Below are 23089 nucleotides of genomic sequence, written 5' to 3' on the forward strand. Positions count from 1 at the left end.
ATGGTCAACAGCCGTACACTTACTCGTGTCTGGCCAGACACTGCCAGACATGGTCTTTCACAGTTTATACTTTGATACATACTGTCCATCAAAAGAGACCAAGTTGCCACAGTAATAAGGATCAATTCGCTTGACCTCTATCTTTTCGGCAATAACGACATAATGCTTAGGGTTTTTATCATTGCATTTTTCAAGTTCAATGCAAATTTGAGGCGCCAATCGAATAGCTATTTTATCCATCTTTACCAAATCGGCCACAGCATACTTTTGGGTTATATACCTATGGGCACTAAAAAACAGACTGTCTTTCAGATCCGCTTTGATTTGGAATGTCCGATCGGGTTTTGTTTTCACAACCAAATTGGTGTCCTGACTTAATTCATTAAATATTTTCATTTCCCAATCCAGCCGTTTGAGGTATTGGGCGATGCTGTCTTTTTTATACTTCTTGCTCAAGGACGAAATCGTTGCCGAATTTGCACTGCTCCATTTCCTCAATGTATCGTTTAAGATTACCCGTACGGCATTAAACTCGTTATATCTGGCGGAGGTATCGCTTGCTGTTCCTTTGATGAGTACCGTTTGCGGAAATGCAGTGCAGGCACAGCATAAAAATAAAAGCGTACAGAAAATTTTCATCACATGAAATTATGAGTTTGAATGGAGGGCTTAGAAATTTTAACATGCTTTAACAAAAACTGTTAAAGCTTTTGCAACGATGATGCCGTTTGCCCTGAAATTTCACAAAGCAACAATAGAAATTAAAAAAATTGTGGCTTTAACTATACGATACCCCAGGCTGGCATCGTGTGGCCAAAGCTCTTGAAATAGGAGCGCTTAACAGAATCAGTTCCACTCTTTTCTGATGACATAGGCAAACATCTCGCCTCTGTTGCGAAAGCCCAATTTTTCGTAGAGCTTAATGGCACCGGCATTATCATTTCTTACATGCAGGAAGGGGATTTCGCCTTTGGCCAATATTCTTTTGAGCTGCTCGCGGATGAGCTCATAGGCATAGCCTTTGCCCAAATAATCGGGGTGAGTGCATACCGCACTTACTTCGGTGTAAGGCGTAGGATTAAAACGGTGCCCAGCCATGGCAACTAATTTTTCATTGTCGAAAATACCGGTGTAATTACCCAATGCGATGGTACGTTGCCTAAAGGGCCCAGGTTGCGTGAGTTCTACCAAAGCCATCATTTCGGCTACATGCTGTTGGTCGAGATTGGCAAAAAGGATATCGTTTCCAGCGGGAGCTTCCTTGGCCTCATAAACGAATTGGAACATATCGATATGGGCAATGACTTTCCATTTTGCAGGGATGGCTAATTGCACGGGACTGAAAACCACATAAGTAGCTCCAGCCTCGCTCATGCGGCATAGCTCATCAAACTCTTGCTCATTATTGTGTCTTAGGCCAGCAAAAGAAGCGATATCTTCTTCATAAAACCTTACGTTTTCCGTTCCTTTTGCAAATTGGCCATGCGCCGAATTCAAGGCATGATAGATGGGGTTATCCAACAAGTGTTCCATGTACAAAGATACCAAAAAGCAACCGTGACGCTAGCCAGTTTCTTACGCTAATGATAGTCCAAAAACAGAACCCAGGTTCCTTCGGCTTATCGACCATATCCCGGTTTCTATCGACGATAAACAACTATCCGACTGTTTGCTGCATTTTGCGTTTTGTTGCTCGCTAACTTGCATTTCAAAAATAAGCAGATGAAAAGAATTTTGAGCGTTTTGATCGGTTGCCTTTGGGCAGGCATTCAACCTGGCACCGCAGCACAAGCCCAACAAACCAATACCCAAATCCGCAAAGAACTTGAAACGGTTATGCACGATTTTATGGCCAGCATTAAAACGGGCGATAGCACTAAATTTTACAAGCTTTTTTATGATGGGCCAGTAACCTGGGTTGGAGTAGACAAAGAGCAAAGCCACCAGTATTTTGTGAAGAAAAACAACAAGCTTAGCAAAAACTACTTCAAAAGCAGTCCGCAAAGCTTTATACGCAGTATTGTTGCCGAAGGCGGAGGTGAAGAAGAAAAATTTTATAACATACGCATGGATGGCGATGAGCGCGTGGCCATCATTACCTTCAACTATAGCTATTGGTCTAAAGGCAAAAAGCAAAATTGGGGACAGGAAAGCTGGGGCCTGATCAGGGCAGACGGCCAATGGAAAATAGCCAGCGTTATTTTTTCTGTAGAGATGGAAAATGTAGTGCCAGAGCCAGCAAATGCTGCTAAAACAAAAAAATAAACCGCTGATCAATAATTTTTTATAAAATTTAGATTTTATATTCAAATATACGTAGTTAACTACGTATATTTGAACGATGAAAACACAGGAAGAAATCAAACCACTTGACAATGGCTATAGCAATCAGATTGTTGACCTGATTTTACCCATACAACAAGAGGAATTTAATGTAGCCATTACCGTTAACGACCAGCCCGATTTGCTGGATATTGAGACCTACTATCAACAGCCAGGCGGGAATTTTTGGGGCGCTTTTAGCCAAAACGAGCTAGTTGGCACCATTGCCTTGATTGCCATTGGCCATCAGGCGGGCGCCATCCGAAAAATGTTTGTGAAGAAGGAATTTCGCGGCAAGGAAAAAAGCATAGCCCAACACCTGCTGAACCAGCTGATCGCTTATTGCGAAGCCAAAAATATGACAGATATTTACCTCGGAACGATAGCACAGATGAATGCGGCCCAGCGCTTTTATGAACGCAACGGCTTTCAGCAAATCGAAGCTGATGAGCTGCCATCCTATTTTCCGAGAATGCAGGTAGACAACCTTTTTTATCACCTGCACTTAAAAAAGCAAGCATGAATGTAATTGACGAGGCCGGTATTCTAGCCCTCTCCACAAGGCTCCAGCGCCTAAGCGACCGCATCCGCAAAGACGGGCTTGAAATTTACAGGGAAATGGGCATCAGTTTTGAACCCAAATGGTTCCCGGTTATTTACGTATTGCATAAAAAGAACGTATTGAGCGTGGTAGAAATCGCCAACGAAATCGGTTATACCCATCCATCGACCATTACTTTACTCAAAGAACTGGAAAAAGAGAAAATCATCCGCTCTAAAAAAGATAAAGCCGACGAGCGTAAGCGCCTACTGCAGCTCAGTACCAAAGGCCAACAATTGATTGACCAGATGGGCCCTGCCTGGGAAGTTATTACCGCAGCCACCGCCGACCTGATCAATACCCAAAACAACCTGATGCAGGCCATTTTGGAGGTGGAGGAACAACTGAAAATGAAAAGCTTTTTGCAGAGAGCGCTAGTCCTGATCAAGGAAAGACAAGATTCGGCATAAAGAACCGAATCTTATCTTTCTAACAGGATGCTTTCGACAATATTCACCTGCTCCAAAAAATATTCATCGTGCGACACCACCAACAGGCTTCCTTTGTATTCGTTGATAGCCGTTGTTAAAATATCGATGTTCTGTAGATCGAGGTTATTGGTAGGCTCGTCTAGCACAATCAAATCGGGTGCCTGGTGGGCAATAGTTAGCGTACAAAGCATCAACCGCATTTTTTCGCCGCCACTTAAAGCCAGGCAGGGCTTGTCCCAATCGTCTTTGCCAAACAGGAAACGGTTGAGGCGGATTTTGACTTCATGTTCTTGCAACATACCTGTATTGAAATGCTGTGCCTGCTCGTAAACGCTTAGCTCGTTGTTGATGAGCGAATAATCCTGATCTATGTAAATGGCTTTTATCGGCGTCCTTTCCAAAGTACCTTGTTCAGGTTGCAGTTCTCCCAAAACCAGTTTAATCAAGGTGGTTTTTCCCGAACCATTATTGCCTTTAATGGCCATGCGGTCGCCACTGTTGAGCTGCAGGTTAATCGGTTCTTTCCATAACCATCGGCAGTTGCGGTTCAGGTTAACAGATTGGGCCTTGAGCAACATTTTGCCCTTATGCAAACCCGCATGGTCTAAATCAAGCTTCATTTTATCGGTTTGTGGCTGATTTTGGCGCAACTGCTGCAGTTCTTGCCTCATAGCCCCCACCTTTTCGGCGTGTATGCCTTTCATTTGCGCGGTGCTCCTTTCAGCGCTGTTTTTCAGCGTGTTCATCACAATGGTTGGCAAGCCGGCTTTTTCTTGCTTCTTTTTGCCCCGGGCATCTAGTTTCTGTTGCCGTTCTATGGCTTCCCGTTCGGTCTCTTTGGCCTTACGCAGGGCTTTTTCCTTGTTCTTTACATCTTGTGCAAAGGCATTGCTGGCCAAATCCTTTTGTTCGGCATAAAAATCGTAATTGCCACCGTACACAACAAGGCCATGTTTATTTAATTCGCAAACCGTGTGCAACAGCTTAAGCAAGGCCCTGTCATGGCTCACCACCACCAGCGCATTTTTAGTAGATTGTATATACTCATAAAGTAGGTTTCGGCTTTTGGCATCTAAGTGGTTGCTCGGCTCATCGAGCAATACCAACTCAGGGCGGTGCACTTCTATGCCGGATAAAAAGACCTTCGTTTTTTGGCCCCCGCTTAGCATTTCCATTTTTTGGGTGAGGGCAATATCGTTCAGCCCCCAACGGGCAAGCGCCATTTGGCAACGTTCTTCCAAAACCCAGTCGTTGTCGAGCAGGTTGAGGTTTTCTTCCGTTGCTTCGCCAGCTAAAATCTGTTGCAGCGCCTCCAGTTTTTGGGCAATGCCCAAGGCCTCTGCTACACTGTACTGATTAAACTGTCCGAAAACCTGGGGTACCAAATAAGGTTGGTCTTGCACCTGAATCTGTCCGCCGGTTGGCGACAGGCGACCAGCCAAAATTTGCAATAAAGTAGACTTTCCGGTACCATTGTTGCCCACCAGGGCAATTTTATCGTGTTTGTTGACGATGAGGCTCAACCCATCGAACAATAAATCTTTATTTGGATGTGCATAAACTACATCTTGAAGCGTAAGCATAAATTCCTTTCTTTTAAACGTGAACAAATACAAGGGTTGCCGAAGGCGATACCTTACTTATTTTTCGTGAAAGAAATTCGATCCTAAATTGATGTGTTTGTTGTTTGCGGTAAGCAAAAGTAAGAAAAAAATAAATAACCGCTGTTTTTTTGCTATCGATTAGCGCTTTTACCTGAAGGCATTTCCTACAAAACGCTTACCATTGAAGATCAGCTTTCTGACGATCCTACGCTGTTGTTCTCCTTCGCCGCGCGAAATGGGCGTCATCTCGTCGGTTAGATATGCCATAGTTAAGGTTTGAGTTTTGGGATCGAAGGAAAACTCTTCTATGTCTTCGTTTCCAGCACCAATGGTCAAACATGACGGGCCGTTTTCGCCATAGGTACTTACTTCTTCGCCAGGGGGTTCAAAAGCCTCATAATCAAAATTTATGCCGTCGGGCAACAGCTCTACCACCACCGCCGTTTGAAACATACAGGTATTGCAGCCAATGCCCGAACCAATGCACAAGTAAAGTTCTTTTGTAGACCTTAGTTTGTAAATCTTTTCGAACCATGCTCCAGACGAAGGGAAAGGGTTTTCCTGCTCGTTTCCGACTCGGCCATCGCTGGTTATCATGGCCTGGCCTGAAGCCGTTCTAGCATAAACCATGCTGATATTGCTCTTGAAACTGCCTCCCGTATTCTCGAACCAGGTAAACAGCCAGAGCTTTTTGTCATCGGCATGCACAATACCCAAGCCGGGTGCCTGCAAGAGGCTATCCATATTTTGTCGGGTAATTTTTGGGTCGTTAAGAATGGCGGTTAAAGTTGTGGCGATAGCTTCATTAACCTCATCGACTTTGTTAACCGAATCGCTTTCGTTGTAGGTGCGTTGCAAGGTATCGGCAATAGCAAAAAGTTTCTTCAGACGGTCTACAATGGCAAAGGATTTTCCTGTAGTCTTACCGGCCATAGACAATCCAGCCTCGGCATTGCCGTTGCCTGGTGTTGAATTTGGCGAGCAAGCATAGAGCCCCACCAGCAATAACAGCATCAGGGCATACACTTTAGCAGACATCATGTTGAGAGTTAACGTATGTGCGAAGATGGCAAAAGCCACAGAGAAACCAAAGACCGCTCAAGACTTTGGTCTACAAAAAAACAAAAGAAAAACGTTTTAGCAATAAAAAAACGCGACACCTATGCGATATAGGCAGAAAAAGCGTCATTCATTGACTTTCGTAATTTCTTCATTACTGTTGGTACTGAGGTAAATTAAGATAGCTTTAACCTTTACGACAAGAATTGTTATATTAGTATACTCTTATTTGATTCAATTATAAATCAACCTTGTTTTAAAATTAATTGAGTTCGAAATGTGCTTTATTCTGATAGCCATTTTTGAGTTCTCCTCTCCATGTCAATCCTAAATTCCTTCCTATTGAGCCAATAATATTAAAAGAATAGTCGTCATCTACTTCTCTTCCATTCCTTATCAGATAAACATCAAAAGCAAGACCCTTGGTATGCGGACTTATCTTTTCAAAAGTAATAATCGATCCTGGTTTAGTTCTGCCAATCGCATAGTTTTCATCTTGCTCCTTTTGAGACCAATAGGCCTTATAGACAACAACTTGCAAACCTTTTCCCTTAGCTATTTCAATAAGCCTAGTCGCCAAAATCTTAACTTGTGGATTTAATGTTTCAAGATTTAGTTGGGTCTTTTGTTCCTCTGGACTAATTTCCACATTATTTGCAAGGGATACATCACCAGATTTTAATTGTTGTTGTACAGATTCACTAAACTTGACTGTTGAATTCTCATTCAACAATTTCACAGCCCAGCCCCTAAGTCCAGCATTAGCTTTAGTCGTATCGCCGGTTTTGAGTATTGAGACTGCTAATTGCACATAGTCACGTCGGATTGATTGGTCCTGAATACTTCGTTGCAACAACCAACCACCAACTCCTAAAACAATCGGAATTAATGCGACTGATATTATGTTTATGATAGTTGCCCACCTCGGAGCTTCTGCACTTTTATCATTCCTCAGCATTTTATTATTTTGGTAATTTATTATCTAACTTATATTTATGTATTTAAAATTCCTAAAAAGGAAACATTTTGAACATCACGAGTTCATCTGATCTGCCGTTTTTTAGAATCTTCGTGCAAACCTATCTCTTGTTTATTTTTTAATAATTAAGCTTTAAGCAATAGAGAGATATCTTTCTAAATCAATTATTTAACTTAACACAGAAATCCATAAAAAAAACCGCTTTACTTTCATAAAGCGGCTTCATCTCTTAACTACCAAAAAAAGACTAATAATCTACATGGTAATCTTTAGGGAAATGTTCGCCTTTCCAGGCTTTTTTAGCAGTCCAATCGGTTGCCGGATCGGCCCAGAAAGGATCGGAGGCTGGCAGGCCCAGAGGCAGGAAAGACAAGGTGGCCATATACAAGCTGCCTGTAGAAGTATAGTAATCGGCTATGTTCGGGTCGCTGCCACAAAAGCCCAGTTGCAACCAGCCCTTGTCGTCAAAGGTGCCTTTGGTTTCGTACATGTTCTGTTTTACCTTGGTTAGTGCGCAACGTACCTGGGCAGGCTTAATGTCTTGAGGCAACTTTTTCATCAAAGCCAACTGGCTCAAAGCTTGAAAACTGCCAGTTCTATAGGTGATTGACCGGCCGATAGGCGGAAAAGTTCCTTCTGGCGAAATCATCCGCTCCTGCCCCACGCCATAGCGCTGCATTCTTTTCAGCGCCAAATCGTACTGTGCCTGTGTTGCCATGCCGTGTTGTAGCATTACAGCTACGGTATCAACCATCATCGGGTGGATAACGAACGAATTATAGTAGTCGAAAGCCAAATTTGGCCCGTCGCCGTACCAGCCATCACCTTTGTACCATTCGTTAAGCTTGGTTACGCCTTGTTTTAGGCGTGCTTCGTCGTATTGCTCGCCTATCGACATTAAAAATGCTTCGGTAATCGAGCCGAACAAAAGCCAGTTGTTGTTAAAGGGCTTGCGGTTGCGCAACGATTTGAATGCAGCCACAATTGCCTGTTTGGTGACTGGCTTAAGCGGTTTCCACAAGGCTTCGGGAGCACGCAAAAAAGTTTGTGCCAAATAGGCCGAATCGACAATGGGCTGATAGTCTTTTTCAAAATTAAGCTGATCTGGACTGTTCGGCGCAAAGCAGCTGTCTAATCCCTGAACAGCCAAATCCCTCATTTTTTTGCGTTGCTTTCCTTCTGCGGTAGCATCATCGGGCAAAGCCAGCCAAGGTGCAATGCCAGCATAGGTACGGCCCACGGCTTCTAAATAGGTCACGCTTGCCGAACGCGAATCGAAGGTGGGCGACTTAACCACCACCATGTTCTGTTTCAGTTTTCCCTCGGCCAAATTAGCCACCACCGGATAGGCGATTTTATAAAGCAACTGATACCAGTAGGTTCTGTCGTCGGTGGGTTTAACTGTTTTTTCTTTGTCCAAAGCCTCACTGGCCATGATTTTAGTTGGGCTCATGAACGCCAACAAACCCGAAAACGAGAGCGTTCCGATAAAATTTCTTCTTTCCATATTATAAATACCAGTTCTTATATCTTAAAAGTGCCTCTAAATAGTAATAGTCGGCATAGGTTAAAGGTACATCAACTTCCGATTTTGAAGGCAAGGCACCCACGCTGTGTTTCAGCAAAAAGCCCCCATTGGTGCCAGCTTTGGCGGTGTATTGCTCATCAGACAGGGACACCAGCATCTTTTTTGCATTTTCAACATAGAAAGCCTGTTCTTTTTTATTGCCGTATTGTCCCAGCTCAAGCAATGCCGAGGCAATGATTGCGCCTGCAGAAGCATCGCGATAGGTATTCGGCATATCAGGCGCATTAAAATCCCAATACGGAATACCATCGGCAGGCAAAGCAGGATTTTTAAGGATAAAATCGGCGATATGCTTGGCTTGTTCCAAATAGCGGTTGTCTTTGGTAAAACGATACATCATGGTGTAGCCATACAACCCCCAAGCCTGCCCCCTAGCCCAAGCCGATTCGTCGGCAGCACCTTGGGCAGTTGCTTTTTTTACCACATTGCCATTGCTCATGTCGTAATCTACTACGTGATAAGAGCTGTAGTCTTTACGGAAATGGTTTTTGAGCGTTGCATCGGCATGGTTCAGTGCAATCTGCCTCAATTTTTGATCGCCCCCATTTTCGCTTACCCATAGCAGCAGCTCAAGGTTCATCATGTTGTCGATAATTACAGGTCCTTTCCAGGTTTTGCTCGCATTCCACGACTGGATTACTTTGGCATTGGGCCTGTAGCGGGTAACCAACGAAGCCGCCGCCGTATCGAGCGTAGGCCTGTAAAGCGGATCATGGGTAATGCGATAGGCGTTGCCGAAGCTGCAATACATCATAAAACCCAAATCGTGGTTGCCGGTATAATGCTTTTCCTTTTCGAGTATGGCCAACCTTTTTTTGGCTTCGCTCAAAGTGGCGGTATCTTTGGTATACTCGTAAATATACAACAGACTTCCGGGATAGAACCCGCTGCACCACCATTGCGTGTCGCTGCTTTCCCATTTGTTTTTAGCGGCATAATAGGTTTGGGGCATACGCGTAGCCGGTGTATGTTGGCCCAACAATTGGTATTGCTGCTGCGCCAGCTTAAATTGCCTGTCTATCAGATCGGCCATGGCCCTGTCTTTTACCTGTGCAAAACTTGGCGACAAAGCTATAACCAACAGGAGTATTAAATTTATTCTTTTTATCATTTTTGTAGTAATTGCAATTAATATATAGGGTTTAGGTTTTGGCATCGCCGAAAGTGCTCTGCTTTTTGTTGGTTTTTTCCATGTCGATGGTCATAACATAAGGTTGCTTAGGGCTGAAACCATCAGGGAGGACTACATCGTAGTACAGGTTTTTATCGCGATCCATACCCATATCTATGCGTTTTACCGACAGTTTCTTGCCAGCTACGGTTACTTGTTTAGGTTCGTCGGCATAATCGCGCGGAATAGCCAGGCGCAACACCTTATTTACCGGCTGGTTGAATACGGTTAAAAAGAGCTGCTGCCCTTTTTTGGTGTAATAGCCATAATCAGGTTTGGGCAAGCCGGCATAACGTGTACCATAGATGGCTTCACTGTTTTGGCCTACCCATTGCCCCAACTGCTGCGCAATATTTCCTTCTTCGGGCCTGATGTTGCCCTTGCCATCGGGACCGAAATTGATCACCAGATTGCCATTCATCGAAACTGCCTGCATCAGCATCTGGCTCAAATCGGAAGCGGTTTTAACATATGACGATTTCCAGTCGGAGTTATAGCCCCATTGATTTGGCGGAATGGTCATTACACAATCCCAATCTCTACCGGCTACCACATCATAGCTGGCCGGCAATTTACGCTCCCAGCCTTGTTCGTAATCGCCCATCAGTTTATTATTGCTATCAAAATGGCGCTTGCCGTTCTCATCGGCCCTGAAACGGCTGCCAATAATGAGGCCTGGATGAATTTTGCGCAGCTCTTTTTCCAGTGCATCGGTAAAACCGGCCTGTTTAATCCAAGCCTGGTCCCAGGTGCCATCAAACCAAAAGCCCTTGGTGCTTGGATATCGCTCGAGCAATTCGAGCAGCTGGTTTTTGGTAAACTGCTTAAAATCTTCATAAGCCAAGCTGTCTTTTTCGGTTTTGGGCGCTGCGCTGCGGTAACCCGGATGGTTCCAATCGATAATCGAAAAATACAGGTACACATCAATCCCTTCGGCATTATAGGCATCAACCACCTGTTTTACGATATCCTTTTTGTAAGGGGTATTTTTAATGGTGTATTCGGTGTATTTGCTCGGCCACAAGCAAAAACCATCGTGGTGCTTGGTGGTAAAAATCAAATATTTTGCCCCCATGTCCTTGGCTTGCTTGGCCCATTTTTTGGCATCAAAATCGACCGGATTAAACTGTTTGTACAGGTTGTCGTAGGTTTCTTTCCAGTTGGCAGGGGCACCATTGCCTCCCCAAGACCTGATCCATTCGGCGGCCCCATTGTAGCTCTTGCCTTCCCAATGGCCGCCCGGAATGGCATAAACGCCCCAGTGGATAAACTGGCCCAAGCCGTAGTCGCGCCAACGTTCCATTTCGGCGTCGTTTCTGTTGCCGGTACGATGGGCGCCATATTTTAACGGAATAGTGTCGGTTTTAACCACAGCTGTTTGCTGGGCCATGGCCGTACTCCCGCCTATGGCAAGCGCCACAAGACACGCTAATTTTAGTTTTCGAAGTTGAGGTGTTGTTTTCATATAAATTTCAGATGTGCTGTTACTTGGTTTTGCCTTTGTTCAATCCCCATTGCCAGTCTTTGTAAAACTCGTAGGCTACGGGAAAAATCATTTTGTTGGTATCTTTTGAGGCGAAAAATTCGATGATTTGGCCAGGTTCGGTTTCGAAAGTAAGGAGCTGCTTACCCTCCAACTGTGTGTGCTTCAATGATGGCGCCTTGCCTTTGTCGCTTTTTACCACCAGCGGTTTGAGCGTAGTTTGCAACGTACAGGTACCACCAATTTTGCTTTTGATCTTGATGTAGGTAGTATTGCCATTTTCTAGCTTGGCCGACACTTCGAAGGCGCCTACGGCCAACAACTGATCAAATGCCGCATTTTTCCAGGCAACAGGTATAGCCGGAAAAACCCGGATCTTACCGCCCCACGACTGGAGCAGCATTTCCTGCACCGAGGTCAAAGCCGACAAAGGAGTTTCGATTACCGGGCCTGATTCTTCGTAAAGCGTATTCGGCCTGATGTATTTATCGAACAGCTGGTTGAGCATGTCGTAAGCCAGATCGCCTTTGCCCATGCTGGCATACATCGATGCGGCACCCGTAAAAGTGTAACCCTGCAGGGCTCCTTTGAGCGATAGCCAGTGCTGGATAGATTTTTCGATAACCTCATGATTTTTAGGGTCATCCCAATTCACCAAATGATAGGGATAAATCATCATCAAGTGCGAATAATGGCGATGTGAGCTTTCTAGGGCCACATCTTTTCCAATCATAAACCCGGTTTCGTTTTGCGGATATGGAGTCAGGTTGGTTTTGATTGCTTTCCACTTGGCAGCATCCTTATCTTTCAGCCCAAGCTCGTTGTTAATCGCCATGAGCGTATTTAACGCCCAATTTAAAGAGGCCAGACCATAGTTGGCATCTACGGCACTTTTATATTCGGGCGAAAACGATTCGCGCAGATGGTAAATGCCTTGCTCGTCTTTTGTCAATACATGGATCAAGAAATTAGTGCTCCTTTTGAGCAAGGGATAGATTTTATCCTTAAGCGTAGCCCGATCGCCGGTATACAAATAATACTGGTAGTAATAAAAAAGGGTCCAGGTCAGGTTTGCCGATTCAAAGCTGCCTTTTTCTATTTCGGCTTCGCTTATTTTGCTTACCAGGTTATAAGATGACGACCGGCCGATGGCGGCCGCGTCGTTTTGCCAGGCTTTGGGCACATTTTCAATCAGGTTGTTCTGATAGCGGTTCAGGGCCTCGAACAAAGGCTCGGCCAGCTCTACATGGTTAGAAGTGAACAGGGGCGAATAAGTGAGCTGTGTATTCAAATTCCACCAAATGGCAGGCCAAGGCGTAGGATTGGTCCAGGGTCCCATCAGGTCTATCATGGGCTTGGTTGGGCGCGTTAAGGCCGCCAACTTGTACAATTGCGCCCAATAAAAGGTTTCCATACGCTTATCGGGTACCGAAACAAAACTTTTAGGATAGTAATTGCGCCACCAATTTTCGTGTTCGGCAAAATTGGCACTGCTTTTTTGGAAACCGATTAGGTTTTGCTGAGCTAGGACTGCCTCCTCCCTGCTGTTGTCTTCGTCATAGCCAATACTGATCATGGTTTGGGCGTGTTGATTATCGGAAATAGTTTGATAAACCGTTGAATAGCCGCCACCATTAAGCAAGGCTTGATGATAAATGGTGAACCCGCTATTCGTTGTTTTTTCGATAGGTGGATTTGGTGCGAAAGCTGCAGGCTTGTCTTTAGGATAGCTTTGCAAAAAACGCGGACTGATGCTGGGCTCGGGTACAAACTCCAACTGCGGCTGTTCTTTTCCCCTACCTTGCAAATCGATGGTAATGACGTCTTTTACGGCCGATACATAGGCCATAAACTGAACCTCGCCCGAGTCGGTGGTCAATTTTCCTTCGGCCATTGCCCTGTAGATATCGAGCTTGGCCGTAGCAGTTAAAATACGGCCCTTGGTTACGAGTTTAAAATAGCCAATGGGCAAACGGGCCTGCGTGTAAAGCTTGCTCGCTGCTGGATATAGCGCCACACGATTATCGGTTACATCGCTACGGCCAATGGCGAAACGCAGCGCTTCTTTTTCGGGCTGATAAATGTTAACGCCCAGCAAGCCATTGCCCAGCAGGACACCGCTGTAATAGTTTCGGCCAATGGCATCCCATTGCATGGCTTGTTGGTCCATAAACGATGACCAATTGAGGCGCTGGGCTTTGGCTACAAAACCGGTGGCCGATAAGCAGATCAAAAAAAGCCATCTTCTCATTAGTCTTTATAATTTAGCGGCAGCCTGCGCTTGCTGGCCGGCTCGGGGGTTTGTATGGGGTTAAAAGGATTATAAAAGTTCAATCCAGCCTTTTTATACCAATCGATATGGATTTTTACCTGATCTAGAAACTGTTCGTCGTTTCTAGCTGCCGGCGCTGTCCAGGCCGCAGCGGCCAAGGCCGCCAAACGCGGAAACACCAGGTAATCGAAGCGTTGCTCGTTCTGAACGGTTTCTGTCCACAGGTTGGCCTGCAACCCCAAAACAGTTGTGGTAGGTTTGCTGGTGAAGGCAGCCACATCAAAATGGTACACTGCAAGCAGGTCGTTGAATTTGCCATCCCACTTGCGGCCATGCTGATGGCTTTTGTCCTGAACAAAATCGAAATATAAAGGCAATCGCGGGCAGAGCACCGTAGCATAGCCTTTATCTAGCGCTTGTTCCAGCTGGATTGGCTTATCATGGCGCCACCAAAAGATCACCGTGTTTTCAACGGGCAGGCCGGCATCAACCATTTCGTCCCATACCGCCACTTTACCCTGCATGGCGAAAACAGAATCGGCCATGCGTTTCATAAAATAACGTTCTACGGCCAGGTTATTGGCCAAGCCATGTTGCTGTTTTAAGGCTGTAATGCCACTATCGGCATTCCATTTTTCGTTGCCAAAGCTTACTTCGTCGCCTCCCAAATGAATGAGGTTTGAAGGAAACAGCAGCTGCGTTTCTTGCAGGATATTGGCCAAATAGGCATAGGTTTTTTCCTTGCCGGGATTAAAGGTAAACTCCGGATGGTCTTTAGAGCCGCCGCCGGTAAAGGCCGGGTAAGCCCTATTGGCCGCCGTAGCATGTCCGGGCATATCAATTTCGGGGATCACTTCTATAAAACGCGTGGCGGCATAGGCCACAATTTCTTGCACATCGGCCTGGCTGTAATATTGGGCCGGCTCGTTGGGGTCGGTGTAGGTGCCAATGCCTCCAATTAAAGTTAGCATCGGGTATTTTTTAATGGCCAAGCGCCAGGCTGGCTCATCGGTCAGGTGCCAATGGAAACGGTTGAGCTTGTATAGCGCCATCCAATCGAGCAGGGCCTTTACTTTCTTTTTGCCAAAGAAGTGCCTCGATTCGTCGAGCATAAAGCCACGCCATTGGTACAACGGTTCATCTTTAATAAGCAATGATGGTATTTTCAGGCTGTTTTTAAATTCGCCAGCACCCCGCAACAGCTGCAACAGCGACTGGATGCCATTAAACACGCCATTACCAGTTGGCGCTTCAATCACAATTTGTAAAGGGTTGACGGTTAGCTGATAAGCCCCTTTAACGCCAGGCTTACCGCTCAGTTTTAAAACAATAGTGGCTTTTTTGTCTTTGCCCGGGTAAAAGTTAAGGCCATACAGCTGAAAAAGGCTGTGCCTCAAATACTGCTGCTGGCTTTGCAGCTCCTCGCTTAAGGCAAAGACCGTGGTATTTTGATCAAAAGTGAATGTACCTGTCTGTACCGTCACCTGCTTTGGATAAGGGATAATGGCCAATGGTGCCTGTGCCCTCAGCCCTAGGCCCAGCAGGCCTAAAAAAATCGTGCAGAGGACTTTGTTCATTTCAGGTCTATTTTTAAGGTATATATTGGAATAGGGTTTGTTTTCGAAAAGTCTGCCGGAAGCGTAATGGCTACTCCTTCGGCGGTTTGCTGCCACTCTACTTTTTTACGGCTACCCAATAAACCAATGGCTTTTATCGGCATCCCATTTAGGCTTTTGAGCCGTAGCGATTGGTTGTGCCAGCTTCTGAGCAGGGCATATACCGTTCGGCCTTTGGTGGTAAAAAACACATCGGCTTTGGTAGATTTAGGCGTAGCATCGTGTACGGCATCTTTCATGGTATTTTTATCGTCGGTTTTTGCGGTTTCTTTGTCATAGCCTTCGGCTGGTAGGCGAAATGGCGAGGTACCGGTAATGGCTTCTTGGTTAATTTTCATCCAGGCGCCAATGGTGTCGAGCCTTTTAACGGCCCAGTTGGGAAAGGCGCCATTGCCCATCGGCCCTACGTTGAGCAGGAGGTTGCCGTTGTTGGCCACGACATCAATAAGGTTGCGTACCAGCATTTCGGTCGATTTCCAGGTACTATCGTGACGGCTATAGCCCCAGTTTTTGCCAATGGTGATGCAGGCTTCCCAGGCTTTTTTCGAAGAGGCATCCAGGGTTTGTTCCGAAATGGAAAAATCGCCATAACCACCGCCAATACGATTGTTGACCAGGCATTGTGGCTGCAATTGGGCAACCAGCGCGCGCAATTCGGCGCTTTCCTTTTTGCTGATCAGTTCGGGTGTATCGAACCACAGCACGCCTATCGGGCCGTAATTGCTTAATAATTCTTTGATTTGAGGTTTTACTTTGCGCTCAAAATAGCGGCTAAACACCTTGGCATCTTCGTTCGGATAATCCCAGGTATTGCTTCGCCCCGCTTTTACCGGCCAGTTGGTAGGCACATCTGGGTCTTCCCAATCGCGCCCCAGCGAGTAATACAGGCAGAGCTTGAGGCTGTATTTTTTGCAGGCTGCCGCCAGTTCGGCCAGCGGATCCCGCTTAAATGGGGTTTGTTTTACGATGTTGTACTGACTTACCGCCGAATTGTACATGGCAAAACCATCGTGGTGTTTGGTGGTATAAACAATGTATTTCATCCCAGTAGCCTTGGCTTGCTTCACCCAAGTTTCGGCATTAAATTGGATAGGGTTAAAATCGTTGGCAATGGTGGCATAGGTTTTTACAGGGATGCGTTCGTAGAGCATGAAATGCTCGCCTCCCTTGGCCGGATGCCCATTCCAATCGCCAGCTGTTTGCGAGTACAAGCCCCAGTGCAAGAACAATCCGAACTTGGCATTTTTAAACCAAGTAAGATCTGGCTTGGCCATGGTTTGTGCCATCGTTAAACAGCTCGCCAATACGAAATACAGCAGTATAATCGATTTTTTAATTTTCATTTATGTTTTTCCTTAGGTAAACTAAGGCTAATATACTTATTTAAAAACCCCAGTGCCCAATGGGCACCAGGGATACTTAACTACTAAACTATTAAAGTGCTATTACCTTTATTGACGATGCTTTATCATTGAATGTAGAAACATAAGAACTTGATGAAGTAAGTTCAATGCTGCTTCCGGTAAAATTGTCGCCATCGTACATAATTACTTTTATACCCAGGCCAACATTTACAGATGACACGTCGTTATTGCTAATGCCCATGCTGATCAGATCGGCAGTGGTGTAATTGCCTACAGGCAACGATACCCCATAGCCACCATAGCTGGCATTTTGGAAAAATTTGGCCGATCCATTTACGCCCAATTGTGGCACGCCACTTAAAAACGAGAAAGAATAAGCTTTAGAAATGGTACTGCCATTATTCAACAACAGCTTAACCCTTAGTTCATAAGGCTCGTTGGTTTTATAATAAAGATCGTTGAGCGCCATGGTACCAGTTAAGGTGTTTCCAGCTCCGGGATTAAATCGCCAGGTTACGGCATTATAATCCGCATCGCTGGCGCTTGTTTTTGGATCGAGGTATACCAGAATGTCGCTCACGGTTTTATCACTTGTAAAATTACCAGTTAAACTAAAAGTTTGTGCCGTACTATTGTAGGTCATGTTGGCATTAAGGGTTGTAGTGGCGCTACCATAAGGTGTTTCACTTGGCGAAGGATCCTGAAAAACCTCGTTTCGGTTCAATATCGCGGCATCAACACCGGTGAGGAAAGTAGGCTGGCCTTTGCTAAAGGTTACGTTGCCATCAGACATTAACGAAGTACCCAAAGTTGGTTGTTCTGAGGTGTATTTTCCATGATCGTGAGGCAGGTTTAAACCATGGCCCAATTCGTGCAGCATACCCCCAATGTAGTTTGAGCTCGGATTAGGGATTTTGCTGACGGCCATATTGCTGTTATCGAGGGCGAAGCAATATTTGCCATAGCCGTAAAACGGTTGCCCATCGCTACTGGCATCGGTACGTTGCGGCAGCAAAATAAGCATGTGCTGCGAATTGGAGAACTCGCTGGCATGCGTGGCTTTGTAGGCATTCACTTCGTTGATGATTTTATTGGCCGAAATACTCGAGCTGTAAGGATAATCGGCTTGCGGACCTGCAGCAGGGATTTCGATAAACTTAACGAGACCGCTGGTATCTTTGGCCAAGCCCATATACTTGTCGTAGCCATAGCGCGACATTTCGGTATGCAACCAGTTTTGAAAATGTACCATCAAATCGGTTAAACGGGTTTTGTAGTCGCTTAATGCCGGATTATCTGTAGGCACAAACATTACGATGTTTAGGTTTTTGGGATTGGTTACAAAAGTTGGAACGGTATAGCCTGAGGGTAGGGTTGATTGGGTTGCTACCTTGAGGTTATTGGTGGTTACTGGGGTTACTTTCGCCTTTTCGCAGGCACTTAAAAGTGCAACCCCTACTACTAAAGAGGCTAAAAGATTTGTTTTTCTTGTTTTCATGGTTTTAGATTGATTTAGGTAAAAAATGCTCAGCAGGTGGTTCTATGCTTGCTGAACTATAATTGTGGTTAGCATATTCGAAAAACTACATACTTTTATAAGGAGCATAAACTGATTAAAACCAGCTTATGCTCCACTTATCCACCACACTTTACCATCCAGGGTTTTGAACCAACAAATTTTTAGACTTTAATATTTCGGCCAATGGAATAGGCACGAAATACATAGCTGGGGCAATAAATTTGGTGGTAAACACATTTTGAACTTCATATTTAAAAGGATATGGGCTGCCTGCTGCATTTTGCGTAGCACGCATCAACTGCAAGGCCCCACTTTCTGTTTGTTCGGCTGTTTTCCATCTGCGGGTATCGTAAAACCAATGGCCTTCTCCATAAAACTCTACACGGTATTCGTTTCTGATCAGCGTACGCAAATTGTCTTTGCTAATGCCGGTCGGAATGCCATAGCGGTTATCAGCTCCTGCGGCTACTCCACCTCTGCTCCTGATTTTATTCAGCTCTACCACCGCCGCTTCGGTTTGTCCCAATTCGTTCAATGCTTCGGCATAGCCCATGATCATTTCTGCCAAGCGGATTACCGGCAACGAACGATCTACGGTTAAACTATTGTAAGGAATCCTGTCGTTGCACATTTTACGGGTATAATAGCCAGTTTTGGTATAATAAGCCTCTATCCCATCGCCCACACGTGTACCCGCAGCATTCGAGTAAATATTAATCGTAGCCAATGCCGTAGTAGTTTTACTGGTCATGGTAGCCTGATTATAGATAATCGAGTTATAAAACCTCGGGTCACGATTTTTATAAGGATCTAATGCGTTAAAGCCTGAACCACTTTCGCTGATCATTTTACCGTTGGCCATACCGAAAGCCTCCACCAAGTTTTGGCTCGGGTTCATATAGGTTAAATCGGTAGCATTGCTATTGGAGCGCGGAAACCAAGCGCGTTCTAAGTTACCTGCAGTGGCCGATTGGCTAGTGGCCGATCCAAGGGCGATATTATACGCAAAGATGAATTCTGAGTTTTTACGGCCACTGGTAAACAATTTCCAAAAACCATTTCCTGGTGTTGTGTTATCAACCACCAAAGCATAGTCTGGCAAATCGATTACCGCTTTACAGGCATCGGCCGCTTTTTGCCACAAGGAAGCATCATAATTGGCCGAATAGCAAATTAAAGGCAATACACTAGCATTAGTTGAAGCCGGGCTACCGTTAAACAGCGGACTTGCAGCAGTAAGCAACAACCTGGCTTTAAAAGCTTTACAAGCGCCCGAAGTAGCCCTACCATAATTAATGGCTTCGAGTGTTAAAGCCGAAGGCAGGTCTGCGGCAGCCTTGTCGTACTCGCTGGCTACATAATCAACGCACTCTTTGTAGGTATTGCGTTTGTAGTCGTAGGTCGGGAAATCATCGCTCACGTCATCGCCCATTAACTGTACGCCACCGTAAAAACGGATCAGCATCTGATAATAAAAAGCTCTCAAGAAACGAGCCTCGGCAATCATTGTCTTTTTACGGGCGGCAGAAATTGGCGATTGAGGTACGTTGGCCATGAACTTGTTGGCCGCCCTCACCTTTTTGTACAATAGTGCCCACATGGCCAGCAAGGGATGCGAGTTGGAGTTGGCCGTACCCGATAAAAATACGTTCTGGCCAGAATAACCGCTGGCGGCATTAGAGCTCAAGGTTTCAAAACTATCGTTCCAATCGCTGCTGCCTGGGCCACCGCCTGTAGCCCCACCTATAGTATTACGGTAAGGATGGATATCCAAACCAGTATTATAATAGATGTTGTTCAAGAAGTTAAAAGTCATTGCACTATCGGCAAACACTTTTGCTTCGGTAAGTGGCTCTACTTTAGGATCTAAAGAACCGCCTTTTTTACAAGATACGATCAATAGGGTGCCCGAAACGGCCAATGTTATTGCTAATATTTTACTTTTCATCTCTTTACATTTTTAATTATAGCCCAAACTGTATCCCGAAATTAAATACCCTTTGTTGCGGGTATTCGCCCGCTGATGAAGACAATGCCGATTCAGGGTCGACGAAAGAAGGAATTTTGCTGTACACCAAGCCCATGTTATAACCATTGGCGTATACCCTAATGTTGTTTACATGGAGTTTTTTAGCAAATGTGGTTGGGAAGCGATAGCCTACTTCGAACTGTTTCCATCTGATGAAATCGCCAGGCACATACCAAAAGGTAGAAAGGTTGGCCCCATCAAAACCATTCTGTGCACCTGCCAAGTCAGGGAAAGTAGCAGAACCAGCGGTAACTGGCGTCCAACGGGTAGCATTCCATGGCACCGACACGCGGTCTGGTCTGCCATAGCCCAAAGAGCCACGGTACATGCTGATGATGTATTTGAATGAACCTTGGAACAAGGTAGACACATCAAATCCTTTGTAAGAAAAACCAAGGCTCAAGCCCCCGGTAAAGTTCGGATTGTTATCGCCAATGTAACCTCTATCGTTTGCATCGATAATGCCATCGCCATTGAGGTCCTTAAACTTAACCGAGCCCAAGTTGATGGTACTCAACTGCGTAGAAGAAGCCAATTTAGGCGAGTTGTACAAATCGTAAAGGCTTTCGTAGAAACCATCGTAAGTGTACTGGAACGTTGCGCCTACAGGTTTGCCCGTAGAAGCTAACCAAGGATAAAGATAGCTTGGCTCATCTCTGTACAAAACTTTGTTTCTGGCATAGGTAACGTTGGTATTCACAAATAAGCTAAAGTCTTTACCGATTTTATCCCTATAAGTAAGATCCAATTCGTAACCTTTATTAGATACTTTGCCCAAGTTATAAGGAGGCAATGAAGCTCCGAAAGAACTCGGGATCAAACCTGGCGTGGTTAAGATATCTTTGGTTACCTTTTTAAAGTAATCGGCAGTAATCGATAGGCGCGAGCCAAAAAGCTTCAGGTCTATACCGGCATCAAAATCTTCGGTAGTCATCCAGGTAATGTTGGCATTGCCCAAGGTTGGCTCTACTATACCGCCATAGCTTTGCGGGGTTTCGCCAAAGATGATACCACTGGCGCCAGTACCGTAAGATTTTTGGTAAATGTAGGTGTTGCTACCAATATTGTCATTACCGGTCAAACCATAAGAGGCCCTCAGTTTCAAGAAATCGATAAACTTCAGGTTGTCTTTGATAAAGCTTTCTTCGCTTACATTCCAACCAATACTTGCCGCCGGGAACCATTGGAAACGCTTGCTCGATTCGAAACGGTCTGAACCATTATAGGCAGCTGTTAAATCAAGTAGATATTTTTGGTTATAGGCATAAGTGAGTTTTCCGGTAAATCCTTTAATGTTGTAAGGATCGGCCGCTACACTACCTGATGGATCGGCGTTATAGGTAGTTTGGTTGTACAAGGCTAACGCGCTTACCGCATGCTTATCGAAAGTACGGCTATAGTTTAAGCTCGCCCTTAAATTTAAGGTGCGGTTGGTACCCGAGTTAGAGGAACTTCTGCTCAATGCGCCCATACGGTATAAGTTAGGCGTTACCGGATCGTATTTACCTGTGTTTACATTATAGGTATAAGCCAAGATTTCTGATGAGCTCCTGGTCAGGTTTCTGCTAAAGCCATAATCGCTGGCAAAAGACAACAAACCGTTGGCCGAAAGCCCTTGGGTAATGAAATTAAGCTCTTGATTGGCGCTGGTTACCGCTGCAATGTTATTGGTATAAGAACGGTTATAGCCTGAGTACATTAAATTGGCTACCGGATTGGGTTTGGTTAAAGAAGAAGCAGAACTGGCGATTAAACCATTTTGCCAATAAACAGGGTATAAAAAGCCCGATAACTCGCCATTCCATAAATACTGGAAGGTAGAACCTCCGTTATTCCAAGGCTTATCGTTAGGCTCGTTGGTTACCCCAAACCTGCCTGATAAATCTAGCTTGATCTTTAAGGTTTTTGTAGGCGTAATGTCTACGTTCGATCTAAAGTTGTAACGGTTGTACATGTAGTTCGATTGGTAGCCTTGGCCTTCTGAAAAATCTTTGAACAAACCACCTTGGTACAAATAGCCTAGGTTCACAAAGTATTTCACCGTTTCGGAGCCTCCAGAAATATCAAAGTTGATACGGTTTTGGATACTCACTTTTTTAATCACCTCATCCCACCAGTTAACATTTGGAAAATTGTAGGGATCATCGTTTAACAAATAATGTTGCAAGTTATTGCCAGCAAAAAAGTTGGAATAAGAATTTAACGGGTTGGTGTATTGACCTGCCAAACGCTCCCTTAACAAATTCAAGGTGGTATAACCATCATTCACTTCTGGGCGCTGCGTTGGAATTTGCAAACCTGTTTCGTTCTTAAAAGTTAAAGCAGGCTTGCCCGAACTGCCTCGGCGTGTAGTAATAATGATTACGCCATTGGCGCCTCTTACACCATACACCGCTGTAGTTGAAGCATCCTTTAAAATGGTTACGGTTTCTACCTCATTCGGATCGATCTGACTGATCTGATCGGAAGTAAATTCTACATCGTCAACAATAATCAATGGCGTAGTACCACCGGCATAGGTATTAATGCCCCTAATTTGAAAAGCAGCACCGTCTCTGCCTGGTTGCCCACTTCTTTGCTGCGAGAAAAATCCTGGCAAGCGACCAGCCAGGGTATTTTGTAAACTGGCCGATGGACTTTGCCTAATTTCCTTACCAGAAATAGAACTTACCGAACCTGTAAGCGTTACTTTTTTGGCGGTTTGGCCCACACCCAACACTACTACCTCTTCCAAACCTTTGGTATCGCTTTCTAGTTTTACTTGAATATCGGATTTGCCTGTCACATTGATCTCTTGCGACAAAAAGCCGATCGACTTCACTACGATGATGCCTTGTGTACCTCTTAATTTTAAGGTAAACTTGCCCTTCTCGTCGGTTTGGGTACCGTTTGTATTAAATTCTTTTTCGTAAATGGTTGCTGCCGGAATTGGACCTTGCCCATCAGACACCGTACCATTAACCACTTTACCTGTTTGTGCCCAAGCGTTATTTGCAATAAAGAACGTCAGAAACAAGCAAATACATGATATGATTGTTTTTATATGCTTTG

General features: G+C 45.0%; 17 protein-coding genes. 3 read left to right on the forward strand and 14 right to left on the reverse strand.

Annotation, left to right across the window (positions count from 1 at the left end):
- Positions 1-57: 57 nt before the first annotated feature.
- On the reverse strand, positions 58-639 hold the full coding sequence (locus JHD69_RS10525) for a hypothetical protein (RefSeq protein ID WP_199140064.1): 582 nt from the start codon (positions 637-639) through the stop codon (positions 58-60).
- A gap of 207 nt (positions 640-846) precedes the next feature.
- Positions 847-1533, reverse strand: a complete 687-nt coding sequence (locus JHD69_RS10530; protein ID WP_199140066.1) for a GNAT family N-acetyltransferase — start codon at positions 1531-1533, stop codon at positions 847-849.
- A 189-nt stretch (positions 1534-1722) separates the two neighbouring features.
- Between JHD69_RS10530 and JHD69_RS10535 the strand changes: the two genes are divergently transcribed.
- The 3 genes from JHD69_RS10535 (at position 1723) to JHD69_RS10545 (ending at position 3333) form a co-directional block, all read left to right on the forward strand.
- Positions 1723-2265, forward strand: a complete 543-nt coding sequence (locus tag JHD69_RS10535; protein WP_199140068.1) for a hypothetical protein — start codon at positions 1723-1725, stop codon at positions 2263-2265.
- A 76-nt stretch (positions 2266-2341) separates the two neighbouring features.
- Positions 2342-2845, forward strand: a complete 504-nt coding sequence (locus JHD69_RS10540) for a GNAT family N-acetyltransferase (protein ID WP_199140070.1) — start codon at positions 2342-2344, stop codon at positions 2843-2845.
- Positions 2842-3333 carry a MarR family winged helix-turn-helix transcriptional regulator gene (locus JHD69_RS10545; RefSeq protein ID WP_199140072.1) on the forward strand — a complete coding sequence of 164 codons (492 nt, stop codon included), beginning with the start codon at positions 2842-2844 and terminating at the stop codon, positions 3331-3333. The genes JHD69_RS10540 and JHD69_RS10545 overlap by 4 nt, the downstream gene beginning before the upstream one ends.
- An 11-nt stretch (positions 3334-3344) precedes the next feature.
- Here the strand turns inward: JHD69_RS10545 and JHD69_RS10550 are convergent, their stop codons facing one another.
- The 12 genes from JHD69_RS10550 to JHD69_RS10605 all read right to left on the reverse strand — a co-directional run bounded on the left by JHD69_RS10550 (position 3345) and on the right by JHD69_RS10605 (position 23054).
- Positions 3345-4937, reverse strand: a complete 1593-nt coding sequence (locus tag JHD69_RS10550) for an ABC-F family ATP-binding cassette domain-containing protein (RefSeq protein WP_199140074.1) — start codon at positions 4935-4937, stop codon at positions 3345-3347.
- A 168-nt stretch (positions 4938-5105) separates the two neighbouring features.
- Positions 5106-5996 (reverse strand): hypothetical protein, encoded by an 891-nt coding sequence (locus JHD69_RS10555; RefSeq protein WP_199140076.1) that lies wholly within the window; start codon positions 5994-5996, stop codon positions 5106-5108.
- A 283-nt stretch (positions 5997-6279) separates the two neighbouring features.
- Entirely contained in the window at positions 6280-6975 is a 696-nt protein-coding gene (locus tag JHD69_RS10560) for a M15 family metallopeptidase (RefSeq protein WP_199140078.1), read from the reverse strand.
- Between the two features lie 268 nt (positions 6976-7243).
- Positions 7244-8503: a DUF2264 domain-containing protein gene (locus tag JHD69_RS10565; RefSeq protein ID WP_199140080.1), complete on the reverse strand. Its 1260-nt coding sequence runs from the start codon at positions 8501-8503 to the stop codon at positions 7244-7246.
- Between the two features lies 1 nt (position 8504).
- Complete coding sequence (locus JHD69_RS10570; RefSeq protein WP_199140082.1) at positions 8505-9695, reverse strand: glycoside hydrolase family 88 protein; 1191 nt, start codon at positions 9693-9695, stop codon at positions 8505-8507.
- A 31-nt stretch (positions 9696-9726) separates the two neighbouring features.
- A complete protein-coding gene (locus tag JHD69_RS10575) occupies positions 9727-11175 on the reverse strand; it encodes an alpha-L-fucosidase (protein ID WP_370583477.1) in 1449 nt (482 codons plus the stop codon).
- Positions 11176-11239: 64 nt separating this feature from the next.
- Positions 11240-13489: a glycosyl hydrolase family 95 catalytic domain-containing protein gene (locus tag JHD69_RS10580; RefSeq protein WP_199140086.1), complete on the reverse strand. Its 2250-nt coding sequence runs from the start codon at positions 13487-13489 to the stop codon at positions 11240-11242.
- The gene (locus JHD69_RS10585; RefSeq protein WP_199140088.1) at positions 13489-15087 is read right to left on the reverse strand and encodes a beta-N-acetylhexosaminidase; all 1599 of its coding nucleotides are present in this window, start codon (positions 15085-15087) and stop codon (positions 13489-13491) included. The genes JHD69_RS10580 and JHD69_RS10585 overlap by 1 nt, the downstream gene beginning before the upstream one ends.
- On the reverse strand, positions 15084-16469 hold the full coding sequence (locus JHD69_RS10590; RefSeq protein WP_199140090.1) for an alpha-L-fucosidase: 1386 nt from the start codon (positions 16467-16469) through the stop codon (positions 15084-15086). The genes JHD69_RS10585 and JHD69_RS10590 overlap by 4 nt, the downstream gene beginning before the upstream one ends.
- A 91-nt stretch (positions 16470-16560) precedes the next feature.
- On the reverse strand, positions 16561-17988 hold the full coding sequence (locus JHD69_RS10595) for a hypothetical protein (RefSeq protein WP_199140092.1): 1428 nt from the start codon (positions 17986-17988) through the stop codon (positions 16561-16563).
- Positions 17989-18139: 151 nt separating this feature from the next.
- Complete coding sequence (locus JHD69_RS10600) at positions 18140-19957, reverse strand: RagB/SusD family nutrient uptake outer membrane protein (RefSeq protein WP_199140094.1); 1818 nt, start codon at positions 19955-19957, stop codon at positions 18140-18142.
- Positions 19958-19973: 16 nt separating this feature from the next.
- The gene (locus JHD69_RS10605) at positions 19974-23054 is read right to left on the reverse strand and encodes a SusC/RagA family TonB-linked outer membrane protein (protein WP_199140096.1); all 3081 of its coding nucleotides are present in this window, start codon (positions 23052-23054) and stop codon (positions 19974-19976) included.
- Positions 23055-23089 lie beyond the last annotated feature (35 nt).

This window comes from Pedobacter sp. ASV12 (assembly GCF_016429155.1).
In the GTDB taxonomy this organism is placed as follows: domain Bacteria; phylum Bacteroidota; class Bacteroidia; order Sphingobacteriales; family Sphingobacteriaceae; genus Pedobacter.

Bases quoted from the DNA above. Each gene is read 5' to 3' on its own strand.
- JHD69_RS10525 (WP_199140064.1), bottom strand. From the start codon at position 639: ATGAAAATTTTCTGTACGCTTTTATTTTTATGCTGTGCCTGCACTGCA.
- JHD69_RS10530 (WP_199140066.1), bottom strand. From the start codon at position 1,533: ATGGAACACTTGTTGGATAACCCCATCTATCATGCCTTGAATTCGGCG.
- JHD69_RS10535 (WP_199140068.1), top strand. From the start codon at position 1,723: ATGAAAAGAATTTTGAGCGTTTTGATCGGTTGCCTTTGGGCAGGCATT.
- JHD69_RS10540 (WP_199140070.1), top strand. From the start codon at position 2,342: ATGAAAACACAGGAAGAAATCAAACCACTTGACAATGGCTATAGCAAT.
- JHD69_RS10545 (WP_199140072.1), top strand. From the start codon at position 2,842: ATGAATGTAATTGACGAGGCCGGTATTCTAGCCCTCTCCACAAGGCTC.
- JHD69_RS10550 (WP_199140074.1), bottom strand. From the start codon at position 4,937: ATGCTTACGCTTCAAGATGTAGTTTATGCACATCCAAATAAAGATTTA.
- JHD69_RS10555 (WP_199140076.1), bottom strand. From the start codon at position 5,996: ATGTCTGCTAAAGTGTATGCCCTGATGCTGTTATTGCTGGTGGGGCTC.
- JHD69_RS10560 (WP_199140078.1), bottom strand. From the start codon at position 6,975: ATGCTGAGGAATGATAAAAGTGCAGAAGCTCCGAGGTGGGCAACTATC.
- JHD69_RS10565 (WP_199140080.1), bottom strand. From the start codon at position 8,503: ATGGAAAGAAGAAATTTTATCGGAACGCTCTCGTTTTCGGGTTTGTTG.
- JHD69_RS10570 (WP_199140082.1), bottom strand. From the start codon at position 9,695: ATGATAAAAAGAATAAATTTAATACTCCTGTTGGTTATAGCTTTGTCG.
- JHD69_RS10580 (WP_199140086.1), bottom strand. From the start codon at position 13,489: ATGAGAAGATGGCTTTTTTTGATCTGCTTATCGGCCACCGGTTTTGTA.
- JHD69_RS10585 (WP_199140088.1), bottom strand. From the start codon at position 15,087: ATGAACAAAGTCCTCTGCACGATTTTTTTAGGCCTGCTGGGCCTAGGG.
- JHD69_RS10590 (WP_199140090.1), bottom strand. From the start codon at position 16,469: ATGAAAATTAAAAAATCGATTATACTGCTGTATTTCGTATTGGCGAGC.
- JHD69_RS10595 (WP_199140092.1), bottom strand. From the start codon at position 17,988: ATGAAAACAAGAAAAACAAATCTTTTAGCCTCTTTAGTAGTAGGGGTT.
- JHD69_RS10600 (WP_199140094.1), bottom strand. From the start codon at position 19,957: ATGAAAAGTAAAATATTAGCAATAACATTGGCCGTTTCGGGCACCCTA.